Raw genomic sequence first — 19,105 nt, forward strand, 5'->3', positions numbered from 1 at the left:
TCTCCGCTGCCCGCTCCGCGAGCGATTCCCGCCCATTCCATGGCGCCTGCCTGGGCGTGCCTAGCTTCTGTCATGTGTGGGTCATTCCTGCATGAGCAGTACTCCATTCCAACCTACTCGGAGGAGACCGCATGGCAACCGTCACTGAAGGAGGAATCCAGGGTTCCAGCTTCACCGCCACCGGCACGTCGATGGGCGGCCGTGACGTCTCGGAGCAGGACACGGGCTTCGCGTCCCAGGGCAAGGAACAGGTGAAGCGCTTCACCGGTGTAACCCGGGATCGGGTCTACCACCAGATCGACGACCGGAAGGGCGAGCTCATCAAGGGACTCCAGGGCTTCGTCTCGACGCTGGAGAACGCCTCTCAGAACGCCGATGGCTTCTCTCAGCAGCTGATCGGTGGCGCCGTGGGCTACATCCGCAAGTTCTCGGACCGCATCGAGCAGGGCTCCACCGAGGAGCTGGTGAGCGACGCCAGGCAGTTCATCCGTGAGCGGCCCGCTCCCTTCTTCGCTGGCTGCATCGCCGTGGGGTTCCTCGCCGCCCGGCTGCTGAAGGAATAGGGAGGACACGATGCAACCGGAGAATCCAGGGACACGGAGAAGCTACAACTACGAGGAGCGCACCATTCCGGGTGATGGCATGTCGGACCGCGCGTTCGGTTCGCTGCTGGGTGAATTCTTCGATCAGGCCCGGCGGCTGATCCGCGCGGAGGTGACGCTCGCGAAGACAGAAATCCGCCAGGAGGCGACGAAGGTCAAGGCGGGCGGCGTGATGCTGGGCGTGGGCGGAGGGCTGCTCCTGCTCGGCGGCATCGCCTTCACGCTCTTCGCCGTCTTCGCGTTGGATCTGCTGCTGCCGCTGTGGGCCGCGGCGCTCATCGTCACGGTGCTCTTCTGCGGCATCGGCGCGGGCATCGCCAAGGTGGGCCTCAACCGCATGAAGGAGATCCACGCTCCCAACCAGACCATTCAAACCCTGAAGGAGGACTCTCAATGGGCGAGCAGGACGTTCCAATCCGTGAAATCACAGATGCACGGGCACGCATGAGCGAGCTCGCCGATGAGCTGGCCCGCCGCATGGAGAAGGAGCACCTCAAGGAGGTCGCCTCCACCAAGGTGATGGAGTTGAAGGAGCAGGCCAGGGAGCGAGCAACGGAGAAGGTTGACGAACTGAGGACGCACGCCAAGGAGGCGGTGATGCGCAGAACGACGGAAATCAAGGAGCGGGCGGACACGCCCAAGGGCTGGAGCATGTTGGGGGCTGTCATCGGCGCGGGCGTGGGCTCGGTGCTGATGAAGAAGGTCTTCGACGTACGCCACGACCATCACCTGCACAGCGGGTACGACCGGGACATGTCCCTGGTGCCAGCACCCGAAGGTGGCCTGATGCGGCCCACCGGTGACGTGCGGGGCTCGCTGGGCAGTGACATCGGCGTGCGCACCAGCACCGACGTGGGCGCCGTGAACGTCGGCTCCAGCTACATGGGCGATAGCACCCAGGACGAGAGCGGGTTGAAGGCACGCGCCTCGGGTGCCGTGGACATGGCGAAGGAGAAGGCCTCGGATCTCAAGGAGCGCGCCAGCGGCCTCGTCGACATGGCGAAGGACAAGGCCTCCGGGCTTCGCGAGCACATCCCCAGCCGGCACGAGATGACCCAGCGGACGTCGGGCTGGTACGACACCGTGTCCGAGAACCCGGTGCTGCTGGCCATCGGCGGCCTGGCGATTGGCGCGCTGTGCGCCAGCCTCATCCCGGTGACCAGCCGTGAGCGGCAGCTCATCGAGCCGGCCAAGGCCAAGGTGAAGGAGCGCATCTCCAACCTCGGCGACCAGCTCGAGACGAAGCTGTCGGGGCAGACCGAGGACGTGAGCGGACGGGAGGACGAGTTCCAGGCCTCCGCCTCCTCGGAGAGCGAGCGCGAGCGCGGCGCCATCCCGCCACTGCCGACGCTCGATGACTACACCTCCGTCCACTGAAGCAAGGGAACGGAGCGCACGAGGCCGGACGGGGCGAGTACCGCCTCGCCCGGCCTTGCTCTATGTCGAGGAGGACCGGGCCGCGGCGCGAGCCCGCCACTCGTGATCGAGCAGGGCGTAGATGAGGGAGTCACACCACTCGCCCTTGAGGAAGACGTTCTCGCGGAAGTGCGCCTCCTTGCGCATGCCCAGCTTCTCCATCACCCGGAAGGAGGCGGGGTTGCGCGGGTCGCAGTCGGCCCAGACGCGGTGCAGCCCGAGCGTCCCGAAACCGAAGTCCACGAGCGCCTGGACCGCCTCGGGGATGTAGCCCTTGCCCCACCGCGAGCGATCGAGGACGTACCAGAGCATGGCCTCGTTCATCTCGGGGTTGTTGACGTGCATGCCACAGCGCCCGATGAGCCGGTTGCCGTCGCGCAGCACCACGGCCAGGTCATAGACGCGCCGGGGTGTCTCGCTGGCCAGGGCCCTCACCCGGCGGATGTAGTCCCGGCTCTCCTCGGAGGTGCGGACACCGTGGGACTGGTAGCGCACCACCTCCGGGTCGGACTCGTAGGGGTGGGTGGCACGCCAGTCGTCCTCCTCGAACTCGCGCAGCAGCAGGCGGGGCGTGGACAGCGGCGTGGTGAAGAGCATGACCGTCAGGACTCCTGGCCCGGAGCATCGGGGAAGAAGGCGTGCAGCTTGCCCTGCTCACCCAGGAAGGAGAAGTCCTGGAAGTCACGCCTTGGGAGCAAGCATGCTGGCGGGCTGACGGAGGCTTCGTTTGACACCCCCGAAGGCCTCTGCGATGTGCGCCCCGTGCTCCCGGCCGAACAACTCATCGCGCTCCAGCCGCCTCCCCCTGGACCCTCCGTGGCCTTCACGCTGCGGCTCGGGCAGGCGCTGCACCGCTATGGCACTCCCGCCCACCGGCTGGAGGAGCAGATGCGGCTGGTGTCGCAACGGCTGGGTCTGGAGGCCCGCTTCTTCTCCACTCCCACCTCCATCTTCGCGTCCTTCGGCCCCCCCGAGGCCCTCCAGACCTGCCTCATCCGCGTGGAGCCCGGGGACATGGACCTCGGACGGCTGGCGAGCCTCGACTCGCTCGCGGACGCGGTCATCCGGGGCGATCTCTCCCCCGAGGAGGGCGCCGAGCGCGTGGAGGCCGTCCTCGCCGAGCCTCCCCGCTATGGCAACGCCCTGCTCCTGCTGTGCTGGGCCCTGGCCGCCGTCGGCGGCGCACGGCTCTTCGGCGGTGGCCCGCGCGAAATGGGCGTGGCGGCGCTGATCTCCCTCCTCGTCGGTGGGCTGGACACCTGGACACGGCGGCAGCCCTCCACGGTCTGGGTGCTGGAGCCCATCGCCGCCATCCTCTCCTCGGCGCTGGCCGTGGTGGCGGCCAGTCTCGTGGGCCCGTTGTCGGTGCAGATCGTCACCCTCGCGGGTCTCATCGTGCTGCTGCCCGGCCTCAGCCTCACCGTGGCCCTCAACGAGCTCGCCACCCGGAACCTCATCTCCGGCACGTCGCGGCTCACCGGCGCGGCGATCGTGTTCCTCGAGCTCGGCTTCGGCGTGGCGCTCGGCACCCGGCTGGCGGCCTGGTTCCCCCTGCCCGCCAAGATGGGTCCCCTCCCGGCGCTCCCCGCCTGGACGGAGCCCCTCGCCCTGGTGTCGATGCTGTTCGCGGTGAGCGTCATCTTCCGCGCCCGGCCCCGGGACTGGGGGTGGATCACCGTGGCCGGAACGCTGGCCTACGCGGGCTCTCGCCTGGGCACCCAGGTCCTCGGGCCCCAGCTGGGCGCGTTCGTCGGCGCGCTCATCGTCGGCATCGTCACCAACCTGCTCGCCCGCGTGCGCAACCGTCCCGCCGTCATCACCCTCGTGCCCGCCATCATGCTGCTCGTTCCCGGCAGCATCGGCTTCCGCAGCATGGAGTCCCTGCTCGCACGCGACGTGCTCGCCGGCGTGGACACCGCCTTCTCCATGCTCATGGTGGCCGTGGCCCTCGTCGCCGGCCTCCTCTTCGCCAACGCCCTCGTCCAGCCCCGCAAGGTGCTCTGAGCGTCCGCCTCCGGGCACTCCTCTTCCCCAGGCTTGACCGCCTGCCCTTCTTGGTGCATCTTGATTTTGAAAACGATAATCAGAATCATTATCGCCCCACATCTCGAGTGACGAGGGACTCCATGCCGACTCCTACCTGCTGCCGCACCCTCCTGGCCCACGGCCCCAGCGCGGAAGTAGCGCGCTGCACCTGCGGGCACATCCACCTGAGCCTCGGACCCATGACGATCCGCATGGACGAGGACACGCTGCACGCGGTCTGGCACACGATGGGCGATGCGCTGCGGGCCCTGTCCCGGGCCCCCGAGCGGACTGCCGAGCCGGTCACCGCCGGAGGGTGGAAGCAGTGAGCACGCTGACGGAGCTGCTGCGGCGGGTCACCGCCGACGAGGCGCAGGCCGTGATGCGCACGCCCCTCGCCCTGCGGCTCGCGAGGGGCACGCTGGAGCGGAGTGACTACGTGCGGCTCCTGTCCAGCCTCCAGGCGCTCTACGCGGAGCTGGAGTGGGCGCTCATGTGGAACCGCGCGCACCCCACGGTGGGCCCCCTCTGCCTGCCCGAGCTGTGGCGCAACGAGCTGTTGCAGGACGATCTGCGCGCCCTGCTCGGCCCGGGCTGGTACTCGAGCACGCCCCGCCACCACGCGGCGCCGTACGTGGAGCGGCTCGGGCTCCTGTGCGACGAGGCCCCCGGGTTGCTCGCCGCGCACGCCTGGGTGCTCTACGCCACACCGCTGCCCGGCGCGGGCCAGACGGGCACCGGTATCGCCCGGGCACTCGGGCTGCGTGGGAACGCGGGCACCGTCTTCCTCCGCCACTCCACCCACCTGGACGGAGAGGCCTACCGGGCGCACCTGCTCGATACGTTGGATCGCATGCCCGTGGAGGAGCGGGGACGCGCGGCGCTCGCCGACGAGGCCCGGCTCGCCGTGCGCGGAGTGCACATGCTCTTCGCGGCACTCGGCCGGAGCCTCACCCCGGCGCACGCCGAGCGGCGCGAGGGCTCGAGGATGGGAGGCTGGCTGCCGCGAGCGCTGATCCCCGCGCGCGGCATGTCCTGAGCACCCGGAGCGAGGGGCCGGGCGCCGCGTGAGCCTACGGCACGGAGCGGACCAGGCCCCTCTTGCGCTTCGAGGACAGGGCCTTGGCGCGCGAGGACCTCGGCTTCTCCTCGGGCACCGGGTGGGACTTCAACCACGCCTCCACCTCGGCCACGCGCTCCTGCTTGCCCACCTGGACGAAGCGCTCGCGGGCCTTGGAGGCCTCGGCGAGTGCCCGGACGAAGTCCTTCTCCGACTGCCAGAGGGCCCGCGCCAGGGCGAAACCACTCTCCGCCAGGGGCTCCGGCTCCACGTCCTCGAAGGAGAGCGCCTTCTCCAGGGGAGCGATGGCCTCCTCCGCGCGCCCCGCCGCCAGCAGCGCCTGGCCGATGCCATCGTACGAGAAGGACAGGTCCGGGCTGTCGGACCCCAGCGCCTTCTCCTTCATCGCCAGCGCGGTCTCGAAGGTCGTGCGCGCCTCGTCGTGGCGTTCGAGCGCGATCAGGCTCATCCCCACCGCGTCCAGCGCATCCGCCACGGCCGGGTGCTCCTCACCGAACATGGCCTTCTGGATGTCCACCGCCGTCCGCGCGTGCGTCAGCGACGGCTCCAGGCGGCCCAGCTCCCGGTTCGCCCAGGCGAGCATGGAGTGGCAGTCCGCCACATGGGGATGGCTCTTGCCCAGGAGGGCCTCCATCCGGCCGCGCGCCTCGTTCAGCAGCTCCAACGCGCGCTCGCGCTCGCCCATCATCAGGGCGGCCACCCCCAGGTTGTACGTCGTCCACGTGCTCCGGAGATCCTCCGGCGCCATCACCTTCAGCTGCAGCTCGCGCGTCTTCTCGAAGCGCCGCTTCGCCTCCGGGTAGTTGCCCTGGCGCAGGGCCACGGTGCCCAGGTTGCCCTCCAGCTCGCTGGCCAGGAGCGTATCTCCTCCCATGCGGCTCAGCGCCGAGCCCGACAGCCGGGCCCACTGCTCCGCCTGCTTCTCCTGGCCCTGGAGGCCGAGAATGAACACCAACCGGTTGATCGCATCGACCTTCAGGCGATCCGCCTTGCCCGCCTCGGCGTCATTGATCGCCTGCTCCACCTGGAAAGCCCCGGACTCGAGGTCGCCCACGGTCTGCTGGTACCACCCCAGGCTGCTGCGCAGCTCGGCCTGGAGCGGCAGGTAGCCGGTGGCCAGCACCTTGGGCTCGAGCTGTTGGGCCTGGCTCAGCGCGGCCTTGTAGCGCCCCGCCCTGCCGAGCGCCTTCACCGCGGACAGCTCCGTGGCGAGCTGCTCTATCTGTCCGCGCAGGGCCGGGTCCGCCGGCAGGCTGGCCTGGGTGGACAGGGAGACGATGTCCTGGCACTCCCGCGGCGAGGGCAGGCCGTTGACGGCGTCCACCGCGCGATCCACCAGCTTGCGGTCCGCCTCCGTGAGCAGGTGGGCCAGCGCCTGGAAGTCCTGGCGATGCCGCTCCAGGCACACCACCCGAAGCGACAGCAGCTCCTCGGTCTGCACGCCGCGCACCCGCGTGGCCTCGCACGCCTCGGTGTGCTGGCGCACCCACTCGCCCGCGTACGTGTCCAGCACCTGGCCCACGCTCCGGGCCACCTCCGGCGCGAAGGCCCTGCCCGTCGCGGAGAACGCCGCCTCCAGCTTCTGGCGCATCTCCGGGTTCCACGACCGCGCCATGAGCTGGTCCGACCCGGCGCAAATCTGGCTCTGCCGGTGCGTCTGCACGCCCACCGCAGCGATCAGCGCCACCGACAGGCCCGCCGCCACCATCAGTCCCTGGCGCTTCGCCGCCCGCCGGGGCTCCTGCGACAGCGCGTCCAGCAGCGCCCTCATGGAGGCGAACCGCTCCTCCGGGCGGAGCGACAACCCCTTGAGCACCGCGCGCCGCACCCAGGCGGGTACCTTGGAGCTGGAGGGGGGCGCCTGGATCGCCAGCGAAGCCGTGGACCGCTCGCCCAGCTCCGCGGCGGCCGCGGCCATCTGCTTGGGCTCGAAGGGGCGCGTCCGGTAGAGGGCCTTGAAGAGCGCGGCGCAGAAGCTGAACTGGTCCGAGCGCGCGTCCGGCGTATTCCCGAGGTACTGCTCGGGAGGCATGTAGTTGGGCGTGCCCACCACCACCCCGACCTGGGTGACGGACGAGGAGACCCCGGGCGAGCTCTCGCCCATCCTCCCCGGAGGCAACGCGAGCGAGGCGGAGGGATCCTCCTCTTCCTCTTCGTTGGAGGACACCAGCCGCGCCAGACCGAAGTCCGTCACGAACGCGCGATCATCCTTGCCGATGAGCACGTTGGCCGGCTTGAAGTCGCGGTGCACCAGCCCCGCCGCGTGTGCCGCCTCGAGGCCCTGGCCCGCCTGGAGGAACACCCTCAGCACGTCCCGCCACGAGCGCTCCTGCTTCAGCCACTGGTGCAGCGTGGAGCCGGAGATGAACTCCATGGCGATGAAGACCTGCTCGCCGAACGTCCCCACGTCGTACACGGAGCACACGTTGGGATGGGAGACGCGCGCCATGGCCTGGGCCTCGCGCAACAACCGGGCCCGCCCCTGCTCCGCGTCGTTCATCTCCAGGCGCAGCAGCTTGAGCGCCACCTTGCGATCCAGCTCCGGATCATAGGCGGCATACACCACGCCCATGCCCCCCTCGCCCACGGCCTTGAGGATGACGTAGCGATCGACCCGCTCGCCCCGGCGCAGCTCGGGCCCCTCCGGCTCCGAACGGTCCTGGAGATAGGGCGTATGGGCCTGCCTCGCCCGCGGACCCGCGGGAGCGGTGCGCTCCCGGGGCGGTGGGGTCAGAGGCTGGGTCTCGTCCTGGGGCTGCCCGGGGTCTCTGTCGTCAGGGGGCCATGAGGGAGGCATCGCCACCACTCTAGTCGAACCGGGAAGTGGCGCGCCTTCGCGTGACGGGCAGTGCCGCCCGCCCGCCGGCCCGTGCCCCGCTCACGGACCGGGACGCGGGACACCTCACTCCTCGTAACCCCGGACCTTGACGCGCTGGCCGATGCCCGCCTGGTCGGCGAAGCTCTGCATGATCTTCTCGTACGCCGTCTGGTCCACCGGGTTGGCGCTCGTCTTGAGCCCATCGAGCAGTTGCTGTCCCTGCTCCTTCACCGAGGTGTCCTCGCCGTTCTGGCCCAGCAGCCCCAGCACGTGATTGGCGTACTTGTCCGGACCCATGTCGTGGGCGACGAGCTGCGGGGCCTCGGCCACCGTCGGAACCACGGGCTTGAAGAGGGCCTTGGTCTCCTGCGGATTGAGGGTGACCGGCGGCCTGGGCTGGTGGTCCTGGAAGCTGTCCGTCAGGTACGGCTTGAAGGTGGTGTCCTTGCCCTGCACCTTGCTGTCGTCGGTCTTGATGACATCGACGGTGGGGCCGGACACCTTCGACGTGCCCAGTCCACCCGGCGAGGCGGCCTCCTGGGGAGCGACGGCGCGTGGCTGGGCCGGTTTGATGGGGATGAGCACGCCCCCGGCGCCGGGCATGTGATTGACGGCCTTGCGCAGCGACTCCGCCGACATCGAGTAGGTGCCCTTCAGCGGATCCTTGATGACGTAGCGGCCGTTCTTGTCCTTCCCATCGACCAGGACGTAGTGCGGGTCGTAGCGGCCGGTGCTCTCGTTCTTCACCCCCACCTGGGCGACGACCTTGTCCCCCTTGGCCAGGAGCGAGTCCAACCGGCTGTCCGAGTAGCGCCCGGTGATCGCCTTGCCGTCGACCTGGGCCCCCACCTCCTTGAGCATGGAGACCATACCCTTGGTGGTGGTGCCCTTCGAGGTCGTGCGATCCCTCGACAGGTCATTGATGAGGTCGGCGTCCGACTGCCCCTGCTTCGTGCCCAGCGCGCGAGCCACCGTCGCGGCCACGGCCCCGGCGCAGTTGTAGACGCCATTGCGATAGGTCTCGGGGGTAGCCCCCTCAGGATTGAGCTGGTCGACGACCGGGACCTCCTTCCACTGGGGACGCTGGACGTCCTGCGTCGCAAGAGAAGGGCGGATGATCCCCGACCTGCCGATATTCAGACTCATGGCTCGCTCCCAACAACATGGGTTCTTGAAGGTATTTTCGTCATGACTCGGTGGAAGTTGCTTACATCTGCGCAGATTTCATGCGAAACCGCTTTCTTCTTACGGGGTGAGACTGCCCTCCGGTGTTGTCTCGAGGAAGAGGACGGCATCGGTCCATGCCCCCTGCTGGGAGAGGGACAGGCGGATCCGCTGCTCCCGCCGGCGGAAGAGCCACGGAGACTCCTCCTTGTATCCAACGCGGGTGAGCTGCTCGCGGTACCAGGCCCGGACCTGCGCCTCCTTCGCCACCACCCGGAAGGAGAGCGTCCGCGCCCCCTCGAAGTCCCCTTGGAGGGGGCTCACCGCCCCGGGGTACACGGGAAGCGGCCCGAAGGGCCCGGCCTGTTGACGCTCGCCCAGCCTGGCCTCGCCGAGCACCACCGTGGTGAGCCCCCCGGGCTCGGGCTGGAGGATGACGGTATAGGAGGTGAAGGTCCGCGTATCCAACGCGGTGAGGGTGGGCTGGGCGACCAGCTGTCGCTGGTTGCGCTCGAGGTAGAAGCCGGCGTCGTCGAAGGCGGTGGCGAAGTGCTGGAGGAGGCGCTCCACCGGCTCGCGCGAGGTGTACACCCGCATGCGCACAGGGATGCCGCCCACGTTCATCTGGGCGGGCACCTCCACCGTGGACACCAGCCCCGGCACCTCCCAGCGGAAGGGCTCCCGGGCGTGCGCCGACGGCGCCGCCATCAACAGCTCGAGCACGAGCAGGCAGCTCAGCATCCCCGCAGCCCCAGGAAGCACATGTTGGAGGGGCGGCGCCGGACCTCCGGCTTGTGATCCACGCCCCCGGTGTTGCGCGGCCGATCCCTCTCGTCCTGGGACTCGCCACGAGGGGTGTCCAGCTCGACGTAGTTGTCCTCCTCACCGCGGTAGCTCATGAAGAAAGCGCTTTCATCAATGGGACTGAAACCGACGAAAGCCTCGGCGAAATCAGAAGCGGCCCGGCCCGCGGCGCGCCCCGTGTTGTCGAACACCTTCTTGGCCGCGTAGTAGAAGGCCCGGTTCTCGGGACAGGGCATGTCTGGCCTCTCGGGTTGAAGGGGGCAGTGGCCGCTCACCTCGGTATCGGCGAAGCCGAAGTCCCCGAGCAGGATGCCGTAGCTGCCCTGGCAGCGCCCACCCACGGGCCGGCCCGCGGCGCACGCCCGGATGTCCAGCCACACGGAATGCTTCTCCTCGAAGAATCCCCCCTCCCCCTCCAGGAAGGAGGTGGGCAGCGTGGGCAACCCCTCGAGGTGGGCCTCCGCGGCGCAACGAATGCCGCCCTCGTTCTCGTAGACGCCATCGAGCACACTGTCCGTCGGGCTGCCCACGTCCTGTCCGGGAGGGTAGGTGCCCCAATCACCGGCCCGGGGTGAACGCATGGAAGGGAGCTGGCCCCGGGGAAGGTCGAAGGCCACCTCGTCCTCCGGGGCGCACCGCACGCTCAGCTCATCCAACCGGGTGAAGGCCTGGGAGAGGTGAGCGCGCGCGCCCGGGGTGGAGCTGCGCCCGTCGAAGTCGCGGTAGCGCTCGCGGGCGTTGGCCGTCACCGCGGGAGCGATGGCGTCGAAGGCGCCGAAGTCACCGATGTCGTTCTGCTGGCCCCGCATCCGGTGCACCCGGAGCGCCGTGCTGTCCCAGAGGGGGGAGACCGCCGCCTGGTGCACCTTGAGCGACAGGTAGCCCACCTCGGAGAAGTGGATGCCAACCATCACCACGGTGACGAAGACGGTCAGGCCCAGCGCCAGCTCCACCGAGGCCTGGCCACGAGGAGTCCGTCGGAACGCGCCCATCAGTGCACCCCCTTGTAACCAGAGAGGATGAGCTGCTGGAAGGCCGCGGCCGAGGTTCCACCCACCGTGTCCGGGATGTCGGTGCCCCCGCGCCGCAAGTCGCCCCCGTTGTCCACGTCCGAGGAGACGAGGGTGGCGCGCCAGTAGGGATTCCAGAGGTTGGGCGGCTCGTTCCAGTGGCCGCGCCGGTGGTAGTAGGCCAGCCCGGTGGCGAGCGCGGATTGCACGCTGATGTCGGTGCCATCCGCCAGGTGCAGGCCGTGGTTGTCGAACGTGCTGTCGCGCCCGGGGGTGAAGTGGAAGCGGAAGAGGAGGTTCCAGGGATCGCTCCTCAGCCCCCGCTCCTTGTAGTCCCGCTGGGCGAGCGCGAAGATCTTCGGCTGGGCCCAGAGGTTGTCGCCCGAGATGTCGCCCGTGTTGTACGTCATGCCGCCGATGAAGGTGCTCGGGCAGCCCTTGCGGGGCTGGCAGGAGATGAGCGTGTGGCGGAACTGTTTCTCCATGCCCGGATCCGCGTTTCCGACGCGCGGGAGGGAGGGCGTCCACCAGTGGTTGTCACTGCCATCCTCGAGGTCGGTGGCCTTCACGCCCGCCCAGGCCGGCACGCGGAAGGGCGCGCAGCCGGGGAAGACGACCTCCACCACGGCATGGTCTTCCGCCCAGGTGAACTCGGTCTTGTCCGCCCGCCCGCCATGTCCGAGGGCCGTCCCCCAATAGGCACTGCCGCCACTTCGGACGAAGCGCAGACGCCCCCCCGCGGTGGCCAGGGCGCCCAGGATTCCCCTGGACACGCCGCGCTCCGGCAGACCCTGGCGGCGGGTGATGAACTCATAGCCCCGGGTGGCCATGGCCATGTCCAGGGCATGGCCGTACCCGCCGGTGGTGGCATGCACCAGCTCGTTCACGGACACCGGGGTGGGCCCCGCGCGCAGCTCGCGCGGGAAGCGGCTGCCCTCGTTCGCCATCGTCGCCAGCTGCTCGACGAAGGAGCCCTGCCCTCCCGCGACGGACTCCTTGAGCTCGCCGAACATCTGGCTCTGCATGCCCGCCAGGTGAACGCCCAGGTTCTGGATGTTGTAGGCCTGCACACCGGCCTTCGCGTCCAGCTCGTTCCACGGCTGCTCGATGGCCTCGTTCTGCGCCCTCAACGCCTCCAGGGCGGCGGCGGCGGAGGGACACGCCTCGGCGGCCAGGATGGCGGAGTTGAGGCCGGCTCGCATCATGCTGGTCCAGCTGATGAGGCTCATCGTCCCGGAGATGGCCACCAGCTGGGCCGTCTGGGCGCGGCGCATGAGGGCGATGCTGTTGAAGGTGCGCGCGGTGGCCACCGCGCCGCTGTAGGCCGCCAGGTCCGCCACGCTCTGGGTCTCCATCTTCTCGCGCACCTTCATGGTGAACGAGAGCGTGAGGAACACCATCACCGTGACGAGCAGCATCGTCAGGCAGAAGAGCACCAGCGACTGGCCGCGGCGTGCACGAATGGCGCTCATAGGGCCTCCGGAGTGAGAGGACAGTTCTGCTTCCGGAAGTACCGGGCGCGCGCCGGTGTCATCATCCGCATGGCGTAGCTGGCTTGGAGGGGAAAGACGTATTCGCGGCGGCTGGCGCGCTCGAGCAGCTCCTCGCGGATGGCCAGGTCGAGGGAGGCCGCGAGCCGGCCGCTCCAACGCGCCTGACGGGCGGGTTGGAGCGGGTCCGTGGAGGAGTACTCCCGCAGCCCCAGGTGGGCCAGGAACATCCGGCCCAGGACCCAGTCGGCGAAGGGGATGCGCAGGGGGAACCAGAAGACGAGCCGCGCCTCCAACCGCGTGACATCCGCCACGCCCGAATAGCGGGCCGGATCGTCGAAGGACTCCTCCTCGTCCTCGCGGATCTCCCCGAGCAGCGGGCGCTCCCGGGCAATCCACACGATGGCGCCGCTGTGCCCGGAGTCACGCCTGGGGTCGTACTGGTTTTCCCGGTGGTGCAGGAAGGCCGTCCCGAGCGCCGCGGGAGAGTCGGTCCGGGCGAAGGTAGGGAGCAGCACCGCGATGGCCGAGTGCGTCATGGCCTCGCAGTCACCGTATTTGACACTGCCCGTGCGCACGGCCCGGAACGCCGCGTACTCCGTCAGCGCCCGGGCCTGGAGCAGCAGGAAGAGCTGAAGCGTCCCCAGGATGAGAAACACCGTCAGCGGCAGGGTGAGCGCCGCCTCGACCAGTGCCTGGCCGGACTCCCTATCTGATGGGCCATACCTCCACATGGCGGCGCACTCTTGACGAGCTGTAATCCCGAAATCCACAGGATAACGGACCAACCCGATCTTCCCTGTTTTATACCTACCCAAGAAGTTTAAGCACAGATGGAAGATTACGTCACGGGTCTTCCTGCCGGGGCGCCATCATCCGGCGACGACCCGCCTGGAAACGCGGGGTGCATGCCCGCGCTCAGCGGGAGGGCGCCGGGAGTTGGAGCGGCCGCAAACGCCCGTAGGTGAGCTGGCGCCACATCCACTCCACCGGTCCCTGCGAGTGGCGGCGGAGCCACAGGACACTGAAGCCCCACTGCGCGGCCAGGAGCACGGGCGTGAGCGGGAGCAGCCACACCGAGCCCACCCGGCCCATGAGGTTCAACCCGTAGCCGTAGAAGAGCAGGAGCCCCATCACCGTCTGGCAGAGATAGTTCGTCAGGGCCATCCGGCCGAGCGGAACGAAGACGGAGAGGAGGCGCCGGCCCCGGGCCGTGCCCCACAGCAGCGCGAAGCCCGCGCCGTAGGCCAGGGTGAGCGGGGCCACGCCCACCGCGTACGCGAGCGTCTGCACGAGCCCCAGGGGCGTGAGCGCGAAGGACTTCCCTGTCTCCGCCTCGAGCCAGGCGAACGCGCCGCACCCCAGCAGACCGAGCACCAGGCCTCCTCCGAGCACCCGGACCAGGAGCTGGCGGTGGACGAGCGGATCCGGCAACAGGCGCCGGCCCACCCAGAGGCCGAGCAGGAACATCGCGAGGACCTTCTCCGGCCGTCCCGTCTGCAGGTAGCGCCCCGGACGCTGGACGGCGTTGGCGAGGTTGCCCAGGAAGACCTGCCACGGCTGGTCGGAGGAGCGCAGGGTGAAGAGCGTGGCCTCCGGACCACCCGCGGCCTCCCGGATGGTGCGGGAGAGCGCATCGAACGGGGGTGTCGGGTCCAACGCCCCACCCGTCCCCATCATGGCGAGTTGGAAGAGGAGGGGCATCCCGAGGAGCGCCAGTGCCCACCCCAGGAGCGCGCGGTCCGCCGCCCGCCGGAACAGGAGGAAGACGAAGCCCATCAGCGCATAGAGGGTGAGGATGTCGCCATGCCACATCACGAGGATGTGGAAGAGGCCGATGCCGAGCAGCGCGGTCATCCTCCGGAGGAACAACCGCCGGAAGTCGCCGCCACGCCGCTCCGTGCGCTCCTGGAGCAGGGCGAACCCCACCCCGAACAGGAGCGAGAAGAGGGAGTAGAACTTCCCCTCCACGAACAGGCCCATGAGGAACACCACGGCCCGGTCGAGCTGCGCCGTGGGGAGCGCCGCCAGCTGCGCGGGGCTCATCACGTAGTGACCGGCGAAGCTGACCAGGTTGGCGAAGAGGATGCCGAGCAGCGCGAAGCCGCGGAGTGCGTCGAGCAGGTCGATGCGCTCCTCGGGCTGGGCCGGCCGGAGCGCACCCCCGGTGGACGCAAGGGAGGGGCGGGACATGCCCCCATTTCACCCGGCCGCCAACAGAATGCAACTCCGTTGCATGAGCATCGGTATTGCTCAGGGCAGGAGCAGCGGCAGCAGGTGGGTGCGGACCAGGTCCAGCCCCGGCCGCCAGTGGGGCGGCATCCGGTCGGTGGGCGGCGGGCCGGGGTCGAAGCCCGGGTCCCCCGTCGTCACCACGACCGCACGCACCGACGGCACCACCACCACGTGCTGCCCGGCCCACCCGCCAGCGAAGAAGTAGCCCCGGTCGACCCACGTGAGGTAGCCGTGGGCGGTGCCCTCGGGTGGGCCGCCGGCCGAGTGCGCCCGGACCATCTCCCGCACGTACGCCTCCGGCACGAGGCTCCGCCCGCGCCACGTGCCCGAATCGAGCCAGAGCTCGCCGAGCCGCCTGAGCGCCTCCGGCCGCAGGCGCAGGTGGCCGAACCCGTAGTCCCGCCCATCCGGGTCGCGCGGCCAGACCCACTCGTCGATACCGAGCGGTGAAAAGAGCCGCTCCCCGGCGTACGCAGACAGTGGACGGCCCACCACGGCGCTCAACGCGGCCCCGAGGACATGGACACCACCGCTGTCGTAGCGGAAGGTCGTTCCCGGAGGGTGGACCTGCGGCGCGGCCAGGACCTGGTCCACCCACCCTCGCGGAAGGGCCATGACGGCGTCGATGTCCCACGGCCCGTCGGTAGCGCAGCCCCGAGTCTGCGTGAGCAGGTGGCGCCAGGTATGCACGGCCGCGGGATGCGCGGACGGCAGACCGAGCGGACCTCCGACAGGCGCATCGAGATCCTCGATCAGCCCGTCACCGACGGCGGCCCCCAGCAAGGTGGCCAGCACGGTCTTGGTCACGGAGAACGTGTCCGCGACACCTTGTCCGCGCAGGCGCTCCTCGACGAGGACGTGCCCGTCGATGCTCACGGACAGGCTGCACATGTGAGAGAACTCCGGCCGGGACGAGAACGCGGCGAGGATCCGCTGGCAGCGCTCCCGGAGGCTGGCTGCTTCGGTGGCGAGCATCCAGAGATGCTCACCGGGCCGACGCACCCGTGCAAGCAGGCGTGACGATTTCCTGAAACCTCATCGGGTGTCCCGCGTACCAGGAGAGAGCGCCCACCCCGGGCGCGTCTGGAGGTCTGAGCCCATGTCGTCCACATCCGCTGTCCCTCCCCTCGCCCACCGTCCCCCGCTGACGATGGCGCGCCGGCTGTTGCCCGCGGCGCTGGCCCTGCTCACGGTCCTGAGTGCATCCGCCGAGGCACGCGACACCCCGGGCAAGAACATCGCGGAAGCCACCACGGAGACGGCGTACCTGGCCGGCGGGTGCTTCTGGGGAATGGAGGACCTGCTGCGCAAGATTCCGGGCGTCCTCGAGACGGAGGTTGGCTACACGGGTGGCGCGAAGCCGTTCTCCCGTCCGACCTACGATGACGTGCGCACGGGACGAACGGGGCACGCGGAGTCCGTACGCGTCGTCTTCAACCCGAAGCTGCTGACGTACGAGGCGCTGCTGGAGAAGTGGTTCTTCCGCATGCACGACCCGACGACGCTCAACCGCCAGGGCAACGACGTGGGCACGCAGTACCGCTCGGCCATCTTCTATCTGACGGAGGAGCAGCGCCGGGTGGCCGAGGCGGTGAAGGCCCGGGTCAACGCGTCGGGCAAATGGAAGCGACCCGTCGTCACGGAGATCACCGCCGCGGGCGAGTTCACTCCCGCCGAGCAATACCACCAGGACTACCTGGTGAAGAACCCGGGCGGCTACACCTGCCACTACATGAGGGAGTAGCAAACCCAAACACCCCTCTCCCTCCGGGAGAGGGACGGGGTGAGGGTACCGAGCGCCCCGGGTTGCGCCTCCTCTCCGAGCGAGCCCGGCTCGCGCGGGGCCGCTGGCGGGTGGATTCCTGGCAACGTGAGGATTCGGACTTGCACCACGGCGTGTGCTCGCCAACGCTCGCGAGCATGTCCGTGACCCCCGCCGCGCCGCCTCCCGAGGAGTCAGCCATGCCGCCCGAGCCCCCTGCCGGGCGGCGGAGCCTTGCCACCGATGTCTCGCTCTCCGCCGTCATCACCGGGTTCGTGACGGTGCTCGTCGGCTACACGAGCTCGGCCGTCATCATCTTCGAAGCCGCGCGGGCCACGGGAGCGGACGCGGCGATGGTGGCGTCATGGATGTGGGCGCTGGGGCTGGGCATGGGGCTCACGACCATCGGTCTGTCGATGCGGTACCGCATGCCCGTGGTCACGGCCTGGTCGACACCGGGCGCGGCGTTGCTCGTCACGAGCGCGCCGGGGATTCCCATGTCCGCGCTCTCCGGGGCCTTCGTCGCGACCGGAATCCTCATCCTCGTCGCGGGCGCGACGGGCTGGTTCGAGCGCGTGATGTCGCGCATTCCCCTGTCACTCGCCTCGGGGATGCTCGCGGGCGTCCTGCTGCGCTTCGGGCTCGACGCGTTCGGCGCGGTGCGCACCGCGCCCGTGCTCGTCACGACGATGTTCGGCGTCTGGCTCCTGGGGCGCCGGCTCTGGCCACGCTACGCCGTGCCAGGTGCGCTCGCGGCGGGGATCGCCCTCGCGGCGGGGGCTGGGACGCTCCGACTCACGGACGTTCCGCTGGCGCTGGCGACCCCGGTCTTCGTGACCCCCACCGTCTCCTGGCCGGCGCTCGTCAGCGTCACGGCGCCCCTGTTCATCGTGACGATGGCGTCGCAGAACATCCCGGGCGTCGCGACGATGCGCGCACACGGCAATATGACCCCTGTCTCTCCCGTGATTGCGTGGACGGGCGCCGCGACGACACTGCTGGCGCCCTTTGGCGGGTACACGCTGAACCTCGCGGCGATCACCGCCGCCATCTGCATGGGCCGCGATGCGCACGAGGATCCACGCCGGCGCTATGTGGCGGCGGTGGCGGCCGGGGCGTTCTACGTGCTGCTCGGACTCTTCGGCGCGACGATCGGCGCGCTGCTCGCGGCCTTCCCGCGCGAGCTCGTCATGGCGATCGCGGGGCTCGCGCTGGTGGGGACGATTGGAAACGGGCTCGCGGCCGCCGCCAGGGACGAGACGGAACGCGAGGCGGCGATCGTGACCTTCCTCGTCACGGCGTCGGGCCTCACCCTGTGGGGCGTGGGGGCCGCGTTCTGGGGCCTCGTCGCCGGCCTGGTCGTGCGGGCGGCGTTCTCATGGAAGCGCCCGGCGCGCTGAGACGCACTGGAAGGAGGACAAGGGATGGGGTGAGGGTGCCCGTCCCTGTCGTCCTACCCGGTCCCCAAGCCGGCCCTTCCGGTGCCTGGGAGGGCTCCGGCCCCAGGCGCGACCGCATGAAGCCGGAGCGTCGCGGAAGAACGCCGCTCAGTAGGTCCAGATCTTGTAATTGTTGCCCGGGCCGATGCCGTAGTAGCCGTCCGCGCTGACGATGCGGACCGTGCGGTCCGTCGCGGTGACGGCCAGGCTGTCGATGCCGCCCGTGGTCGTCTGGGTAGACTCCTGGAGCACCGTCACCGTGCCGTCGACGCTGTTCCAGCGGACGAGCTGGATGTTGTAGTTACGGCCCGGGGGCGACTTGATGTTGACGCCGGTGTCGCCCGTCGGCACGCGCCAGTAATCCTCGTCCGTGCTGTCCGTCAGGAAGTCCGACGCCGCATTGGCCTGCGTGTTCGCGGTGATGGTCAGCGGGTACTGGGGGTTGCTGATGCCGTCCGGCGCCCAGCCCGCCAGCACGAGGTCCACGGCCTTCACGTAGCCGAAGTCGTAGTTGCCCTTGACGTCCAACACCGCGAAGAAGCCGTTCGTCGGGCACGCCCGCCAGTTCTCGAAGTTGGTCGTCTCCAACTCCACGGTGTGGCCCACCGGCAAATCCAGCACCACGGCGCTCGTCGCGTTGGGACTCGCATACATCTTCGTGGCACGGCTCGTCGCCACCACGCGGGTCGGCAGGTTCACCTGGCAGTTGGTCGCGGAGATGGCGCTCTCCTGCTGCGCGACGCTGTCCGCTGCGGCCGCGCTGTCATCGACAACCGCGCTGCCACAGGCAATGAGCTGGGTAGACACCGCCAATACGGAAAGGAGCTTCTTCATGGGATGAGAGGATCCTGGCATGCCGCGCGGAAGGAGCCGCGCGGACGGGGGGGGCGCACCGCTAAACGAACCGGGCCGCAATCCTCCGGGGCGTTCCGTCCCTCGGGATATCGGTTGCGATGCAAAGCAGTGATTACACGTTTTCCTGGCTGACGTCACCTTTTGAGGTGCGGAGCCCTCGCCCGTTCAACTGGCAGTCAATCCTGCCTGCTACATTCAGTGCGGATGATCGTCTTCAGCGAGGCGATGGGAAGACCGTGACGAACACCCGCGCATCGACAAGAGCTTGCACACCAACTCCAAGGCAGCTCACGGGTTTCCGGTGTTCACGACAAGGAACAATGGGCGTACACTCGCGTGCACGCATTGTTGGGGGATTGAGATCCATTGCCATCGCCCGCAGTGTGAATACGGCCACTTGAAAG

18 protein-coding genes are annotated in these 19,105 nt (G+C 69.3%); 8 read left to right on the plus strand and 10 right to left on the minus strand.

Translation table 11 applies throughout. From position 1 onward, the window contains the following. Positions 1–131 precede the first annotated feature (131 nt). The 3 genes from NR810_RS19395 to NR810_RS19405 are packed head-to-tail and all read left to right on the plus strand — an operon-like array spanning position 132 to position 1,979. Entirely contained in the window at positions 132–563 is a 432-nt protein-coding gene (locus NR810_RS19395; protein ID WP_257454387.1) for a hypothetical protein, read from the plus strand. A gap of 10 nt (positions 564–573) precedes the next feature. Then, complete coding sequence (locus NR810_RS19400; protein WP_257454389.1) at positions 574–1,050, plus strand: phage holin family protein; 477 nt, start codon at positions 574–576, stop codon at positions 1,048–1,050. Next, positions 1,047–1,979, plus strand: coding sequence for a hypothetical protein (locus NR810_RS19405; protein ID WP_257454391.1), 933 nt, complete (start codon positions 1,047–1,049; stop codon positions 1,977–1,979). Before NR810_RS19400 ends, NR810_RS19405 begins: the two co-directional genes overlap by 4 nt. A 60-nt stretch (positions 1,980–2,039) precedes the next feature. Here the strand turns inward: NR810_RS19405 and NR810_RS19410 are convergent, their stop codons facing one another. Continuing rightward, positions 2,040–2,615 carry a GNAT family N-acetyltransferase gene (locus NR810_RS19410; protein ID WP_257454393.1) on the minus strand — a complete coding sequence of 192 codons (576 nt, stop codon included), beginning with the start codon at positions 2,613–2,615 and terminating at the stop codon, positions 2,040–2,042. Positions 2,616–2,780: 165 nt separating this feature from the next. On the opposite strand from NR810_RS19410, the gene NR810_RS19415 reads away from it, so the two are divergent. The 3 genes from NR810_RS19415 (at position 2,781) to NR810_RS19425 (ending at position 5,082) form a co-directional block, all read left to right on the plus strand. Then, positions 2,781–4,022 carry a threonine/serine exporter family protein gene (locus NR810_RS19415; RefSeq protein WP_257454395.1) on the plus strand — a complete coding sequence of 414 codons (1,242 nt, stop codon included), beginning with the start codon at positions 2,781–2,783 and terminating at the stop codon, positions 4,020–4,022. Positions 4,023–4,144: 122 nt separating this feature from the next. After that, positions 4,145–4,372 carry a hypothetical protein gene (locus NR810_RS19420; protein WP_257454396.1) on the plus strand — a complete coding sequence of 76 codons (228 nt, stop codon included), beginning with the start codon at positions 4,145–4,147 and terminating at the stop codon, positions 4,370–4,372. Next, a complete protein-coding gene (locus NR810_RS19425; protein WP_257454398.1) occupies positions 4,369–5,082 on the plus strand; it encodes a biliverdin-producing heme oxygenase in 714 nt (237 codons plus the stop codon). Before NR810_RS19420 ends, NR810_RS19425 begins: the two co-directional genes overlap by 4 nt. 34 nt (positions 5,083–5,116) lie before the next feature. On the opposite strand, the gene NR810_RS19430 is transcribed toward NR810_RS19425, so the two are convergent. The 8 genes from NR810_RS19430 to NR810_RS19465 form a co-directional block, all read right to left on the minus strand. Further along, the gene (locus tag NR810_RS19430) at positions 5,117–7,921 is read right to left on the minus strand and encodes a protein kinase domain-containing protein (protein WP_257454400.1); all 2,805 of its coding nucleotides are present in this window, start codon (positions 7,919–7,921) and stop codon (positions 5,117–5,119) included. 105 nt (positions 7,922–8,026) lie between these two features. Then, on the minus strand, positions 8,027–9,088 hold the full coding sequence (locus NR810_RS19435) for a cysteine peptidase family C39 domain-containing protein (RefSeq protein ID WP_257454403.1): 1,062 nt from the start codon (positions 9,086–9,088) through the stop codon (positions 8,027–8,029). A gap of 99 nt (positions 9,089–9,187) precedes the next feature. Then, complete coding sequence (locus NR810_RS19440) at positions 9,188–9,847, minus strand: hypothetical protein (RefSeq protein WP_257454406.1); 660 nt, start codon at positions 9,845–9,847, stop codon at positions 9,188–9,190. Next, positions 9,841–10,902 carry a TadE/TadG family type IV pilus assembly protein gene (locus NR810_RS19445; RefSeq protein WP_257454408.1) on the minus strand — a complete coding sequence of 354 codons (1,062 nt, stop codon included), beginning with the start codon at positions 10,900–10,902 and terminating at the stop codon, positions 9,841–9,843. Before NR810_RS19445 ends, NR810_RS19440 begins: the two co-directional genes overlap by 7 nt. Then, positions 10,902–12,392 (minus strand): Tad domain-containing protein, encoded by a 1,491-nt coding sequence (locus tag NR810_RS19450; protein WP_257454410.1) that lies wholly within the window; start codon positions 12,390–12,392, stop codon positions 10,902–10,904. The genes NR810_RS19445 and NR810_RS19450 overlap by 1 nt, the downstream gene beginning before the upstream one ends. Next, positions 12,389–13,144: a TadE/TadG family type IV pilus assembly protein gene (locus NR810_RS19455; protein WP_257454413.1), complete on the minus strand. Its 756-nt coding sequence runs from the start codon at positions 13,142–13,144 to the stop codon at positions 12,389–12,391. Before NR810_RS19455 ends, NR810_RS19450 begins: the two co-directional genes overlap by 4 nt. A 184-nt stretch (positions 13,145–13,328) precedes the next feature. Then, the gene (locus tag NR810_RS19460) at positions 13,329–14,603 is read right to left on the minus strand and encodes a DUF418 domain-containing protein (protein ID WP_257454414.1); all 1,275 of its coding nucleotides are present in this window, start codon (positions 14,601–14,603) and stop codon (positions 13,329–13,331) included. Positions 14,604–14,663: 60 nt separating this feature from the next. Then, a complete protein-coding gene (locus NR810_RS19465) occupies positions 14,664–15,620 on the minus strand; it encodes a serine hydrolase domain-containing protein (protein ID WP_257454416.1) in 957 nt (318 codons plus the stop codon). Between the two features lie 124 nt (positions 15,621–15,744). Here NR810_RS19465 and msrA point away from each other — a divergent pair, with 124 nt between their 5' ends. Then, on the plus strand, positions 15,745–16,389 hold the full coding sequence (msrA, locus tag NR810_RS19470; protein ID WP_257454418.1) for a peptide-methionine (S)-S-oxide reductase MsrA: 645 nt from the start codon (positions 15,745–15,747) through the stop codon (positions 16,387–16,389). A 218-nt stretch (positions 16,390–16,607) separates the two neighbouring features. Further along, a complete protein-coding gene (locus NR810_RS19475; RefSeq protein WP_257454419.1) occupies positions 16,608–17,807 on the plus strand; it encodes a benzoate/H(+) symporter BenE family transporter in 1,200 nt (399 codons plus the stop codon). 147 nt (positions 17,808–17,954) lie between these two features. Here the strand turns inward: NR810_RS19475 and NR810_RS19480 are convergent, their stop codons facing one another. Beyond that, entirely contained in the window at positions 17,955–18,680 is a 726-nt protein-coding gene (locus NR810_RS19480; RefSeq protein ID WP_257454421.1) for a hypothetical protein, read from the minus strand. Positions 18,681–19,105 lie beyond the last annotated feature (425 nt).

The organism is Archangium lipolyticum (genome assembly GCF_024623785.1).
Lineage (GTDB): Bacteria > Myxococcota > Myxococcia > Myxococcales > Myxococcaceae > Archangium > Archangium lipolyticum.

What these genes read in the sequence shown, in the direction of transcription:
- NR810_RS19475 (WP_257454419.1), top strand. Translation starts at nt 16,608, where the DNA reads ATGCCGCCCGAGCCCCCTGCCGGGCGGCGGAGCCTTGCCACCGATGTC.
- NR810_RS19410 (WP_257454393.1), bottom strand. Translation starts at nt 2,615, where the DNA reads ATGCTCTTCACCACGCCGCTGTCCACGCCCCGCCTGCTGCTGCGCGAG.
- NR810_RS19400 (WP_257454389.1), top strand. Translation starts at nt 574, where the DNA reads ATGCAACCGGAGAATCCAGGGACACGGAGAAGCTACAACTACGAGGAG.
- NR810_RS19460 (WP_257454414.1), bottom strand. Translation starts at nt 14,603, where the DNA reads ATGTCCCGCCCCTCCCTTGCGTCCACCGGGGGTGCGCTCCGGCCGGCC.
- NR810_RS19450 (WP_257454410.1), bottom strand. Translation starts at nt 12,392, where the DNA reads ATGAGCGCCATTCGTGCACGCCGCGGCCAGTCGCTGGTGCTCTTCTGC.
- NR810_RS19440 (WP_257454406.1), bottom strand. Translation starts at nt 9,847, where the DNA reads ATGCTGAGCTGCCTGCTCGTGCTCGAGCTGTTGATGGCGGCGCCGTCG.
- NR810_RS19395 (WP_257454387.1), top strand. Translation starts at nt 132, where the DNA reads ATGGCAACCGTCACTGAAGGAGGAATCCAGGGTTCCAGCTTCACCGCC.
- NR810_RS19430 (WP_257454400.1), bottom strand. Translation starts at nt 7,921, where the DNA reads ATGCCTCCCTCATGGCCCCCTGACGACAGAGACCCCGGGCAGCCCCAG.
- NR810_RS19455 (WP_257454413.1), bottom strand. Translation starts at nt 13,144, where the DNA reads ATGTGGAGGTATGGCCCATCAGATAGGGAGTCCGGCCAGGCACTGGTC.
- NR810_RS19480 (WP_257454421.1), bottom strand. Translation starts at nt 18,680, where the DNA reads ATGAAGAAGCTCCTTTCCGTATTGGCGGTGTCTACCCAGCTCATTGCC.
- NR810_RS19420 (WP_257454396.1), top strand. Translation starts at nt 4,145, where the DNA reads ATGCCGACTCCTACCTGCTGCCGCACCCTCCTGGCCCACGGCCCCAGC.
- NR810_RS19435 (WP_257454403.1), bottom strand. Translation starts at nt 9,088, where the DNA reads ATGAGTCTGAATATCGGCAGGTCGGGGATCATCCGCCCTTCTCTTGCG.
- NR810_RS19465 (WP_257454416.1), bottom strand. Translation starts at nt 15,620, where the DNA reads ATGCTCGCCACCGAAGCAGCCAGCCTCCGGGAGCGCTGCCAGCGGATC.
- NR810_RS19445 (WP_257454408.1), bottom strand. Translation starts at nt 10,902, where the DNA reads ATGGGCGCGTTCCGACGGACTCCTCGTGGCCAGGCCTCGGTGGAGCTG.
- NR810_RS19405 (WP_257454391.1), top strand. Translation starts at nt 1,047, where the DNA reads ATGAGCGAGCTCGCCGATGAGCTGGCCCGCCGCATGGAGAAGGAGCAC.
- msrA (WP_257454418.1), top strand. Translation starts at nt 15,745, where the DNA reads ATGTCGTCCACATCCGCTGTCCCTCCCCTCGCCCACCGTCCCCCGCTG.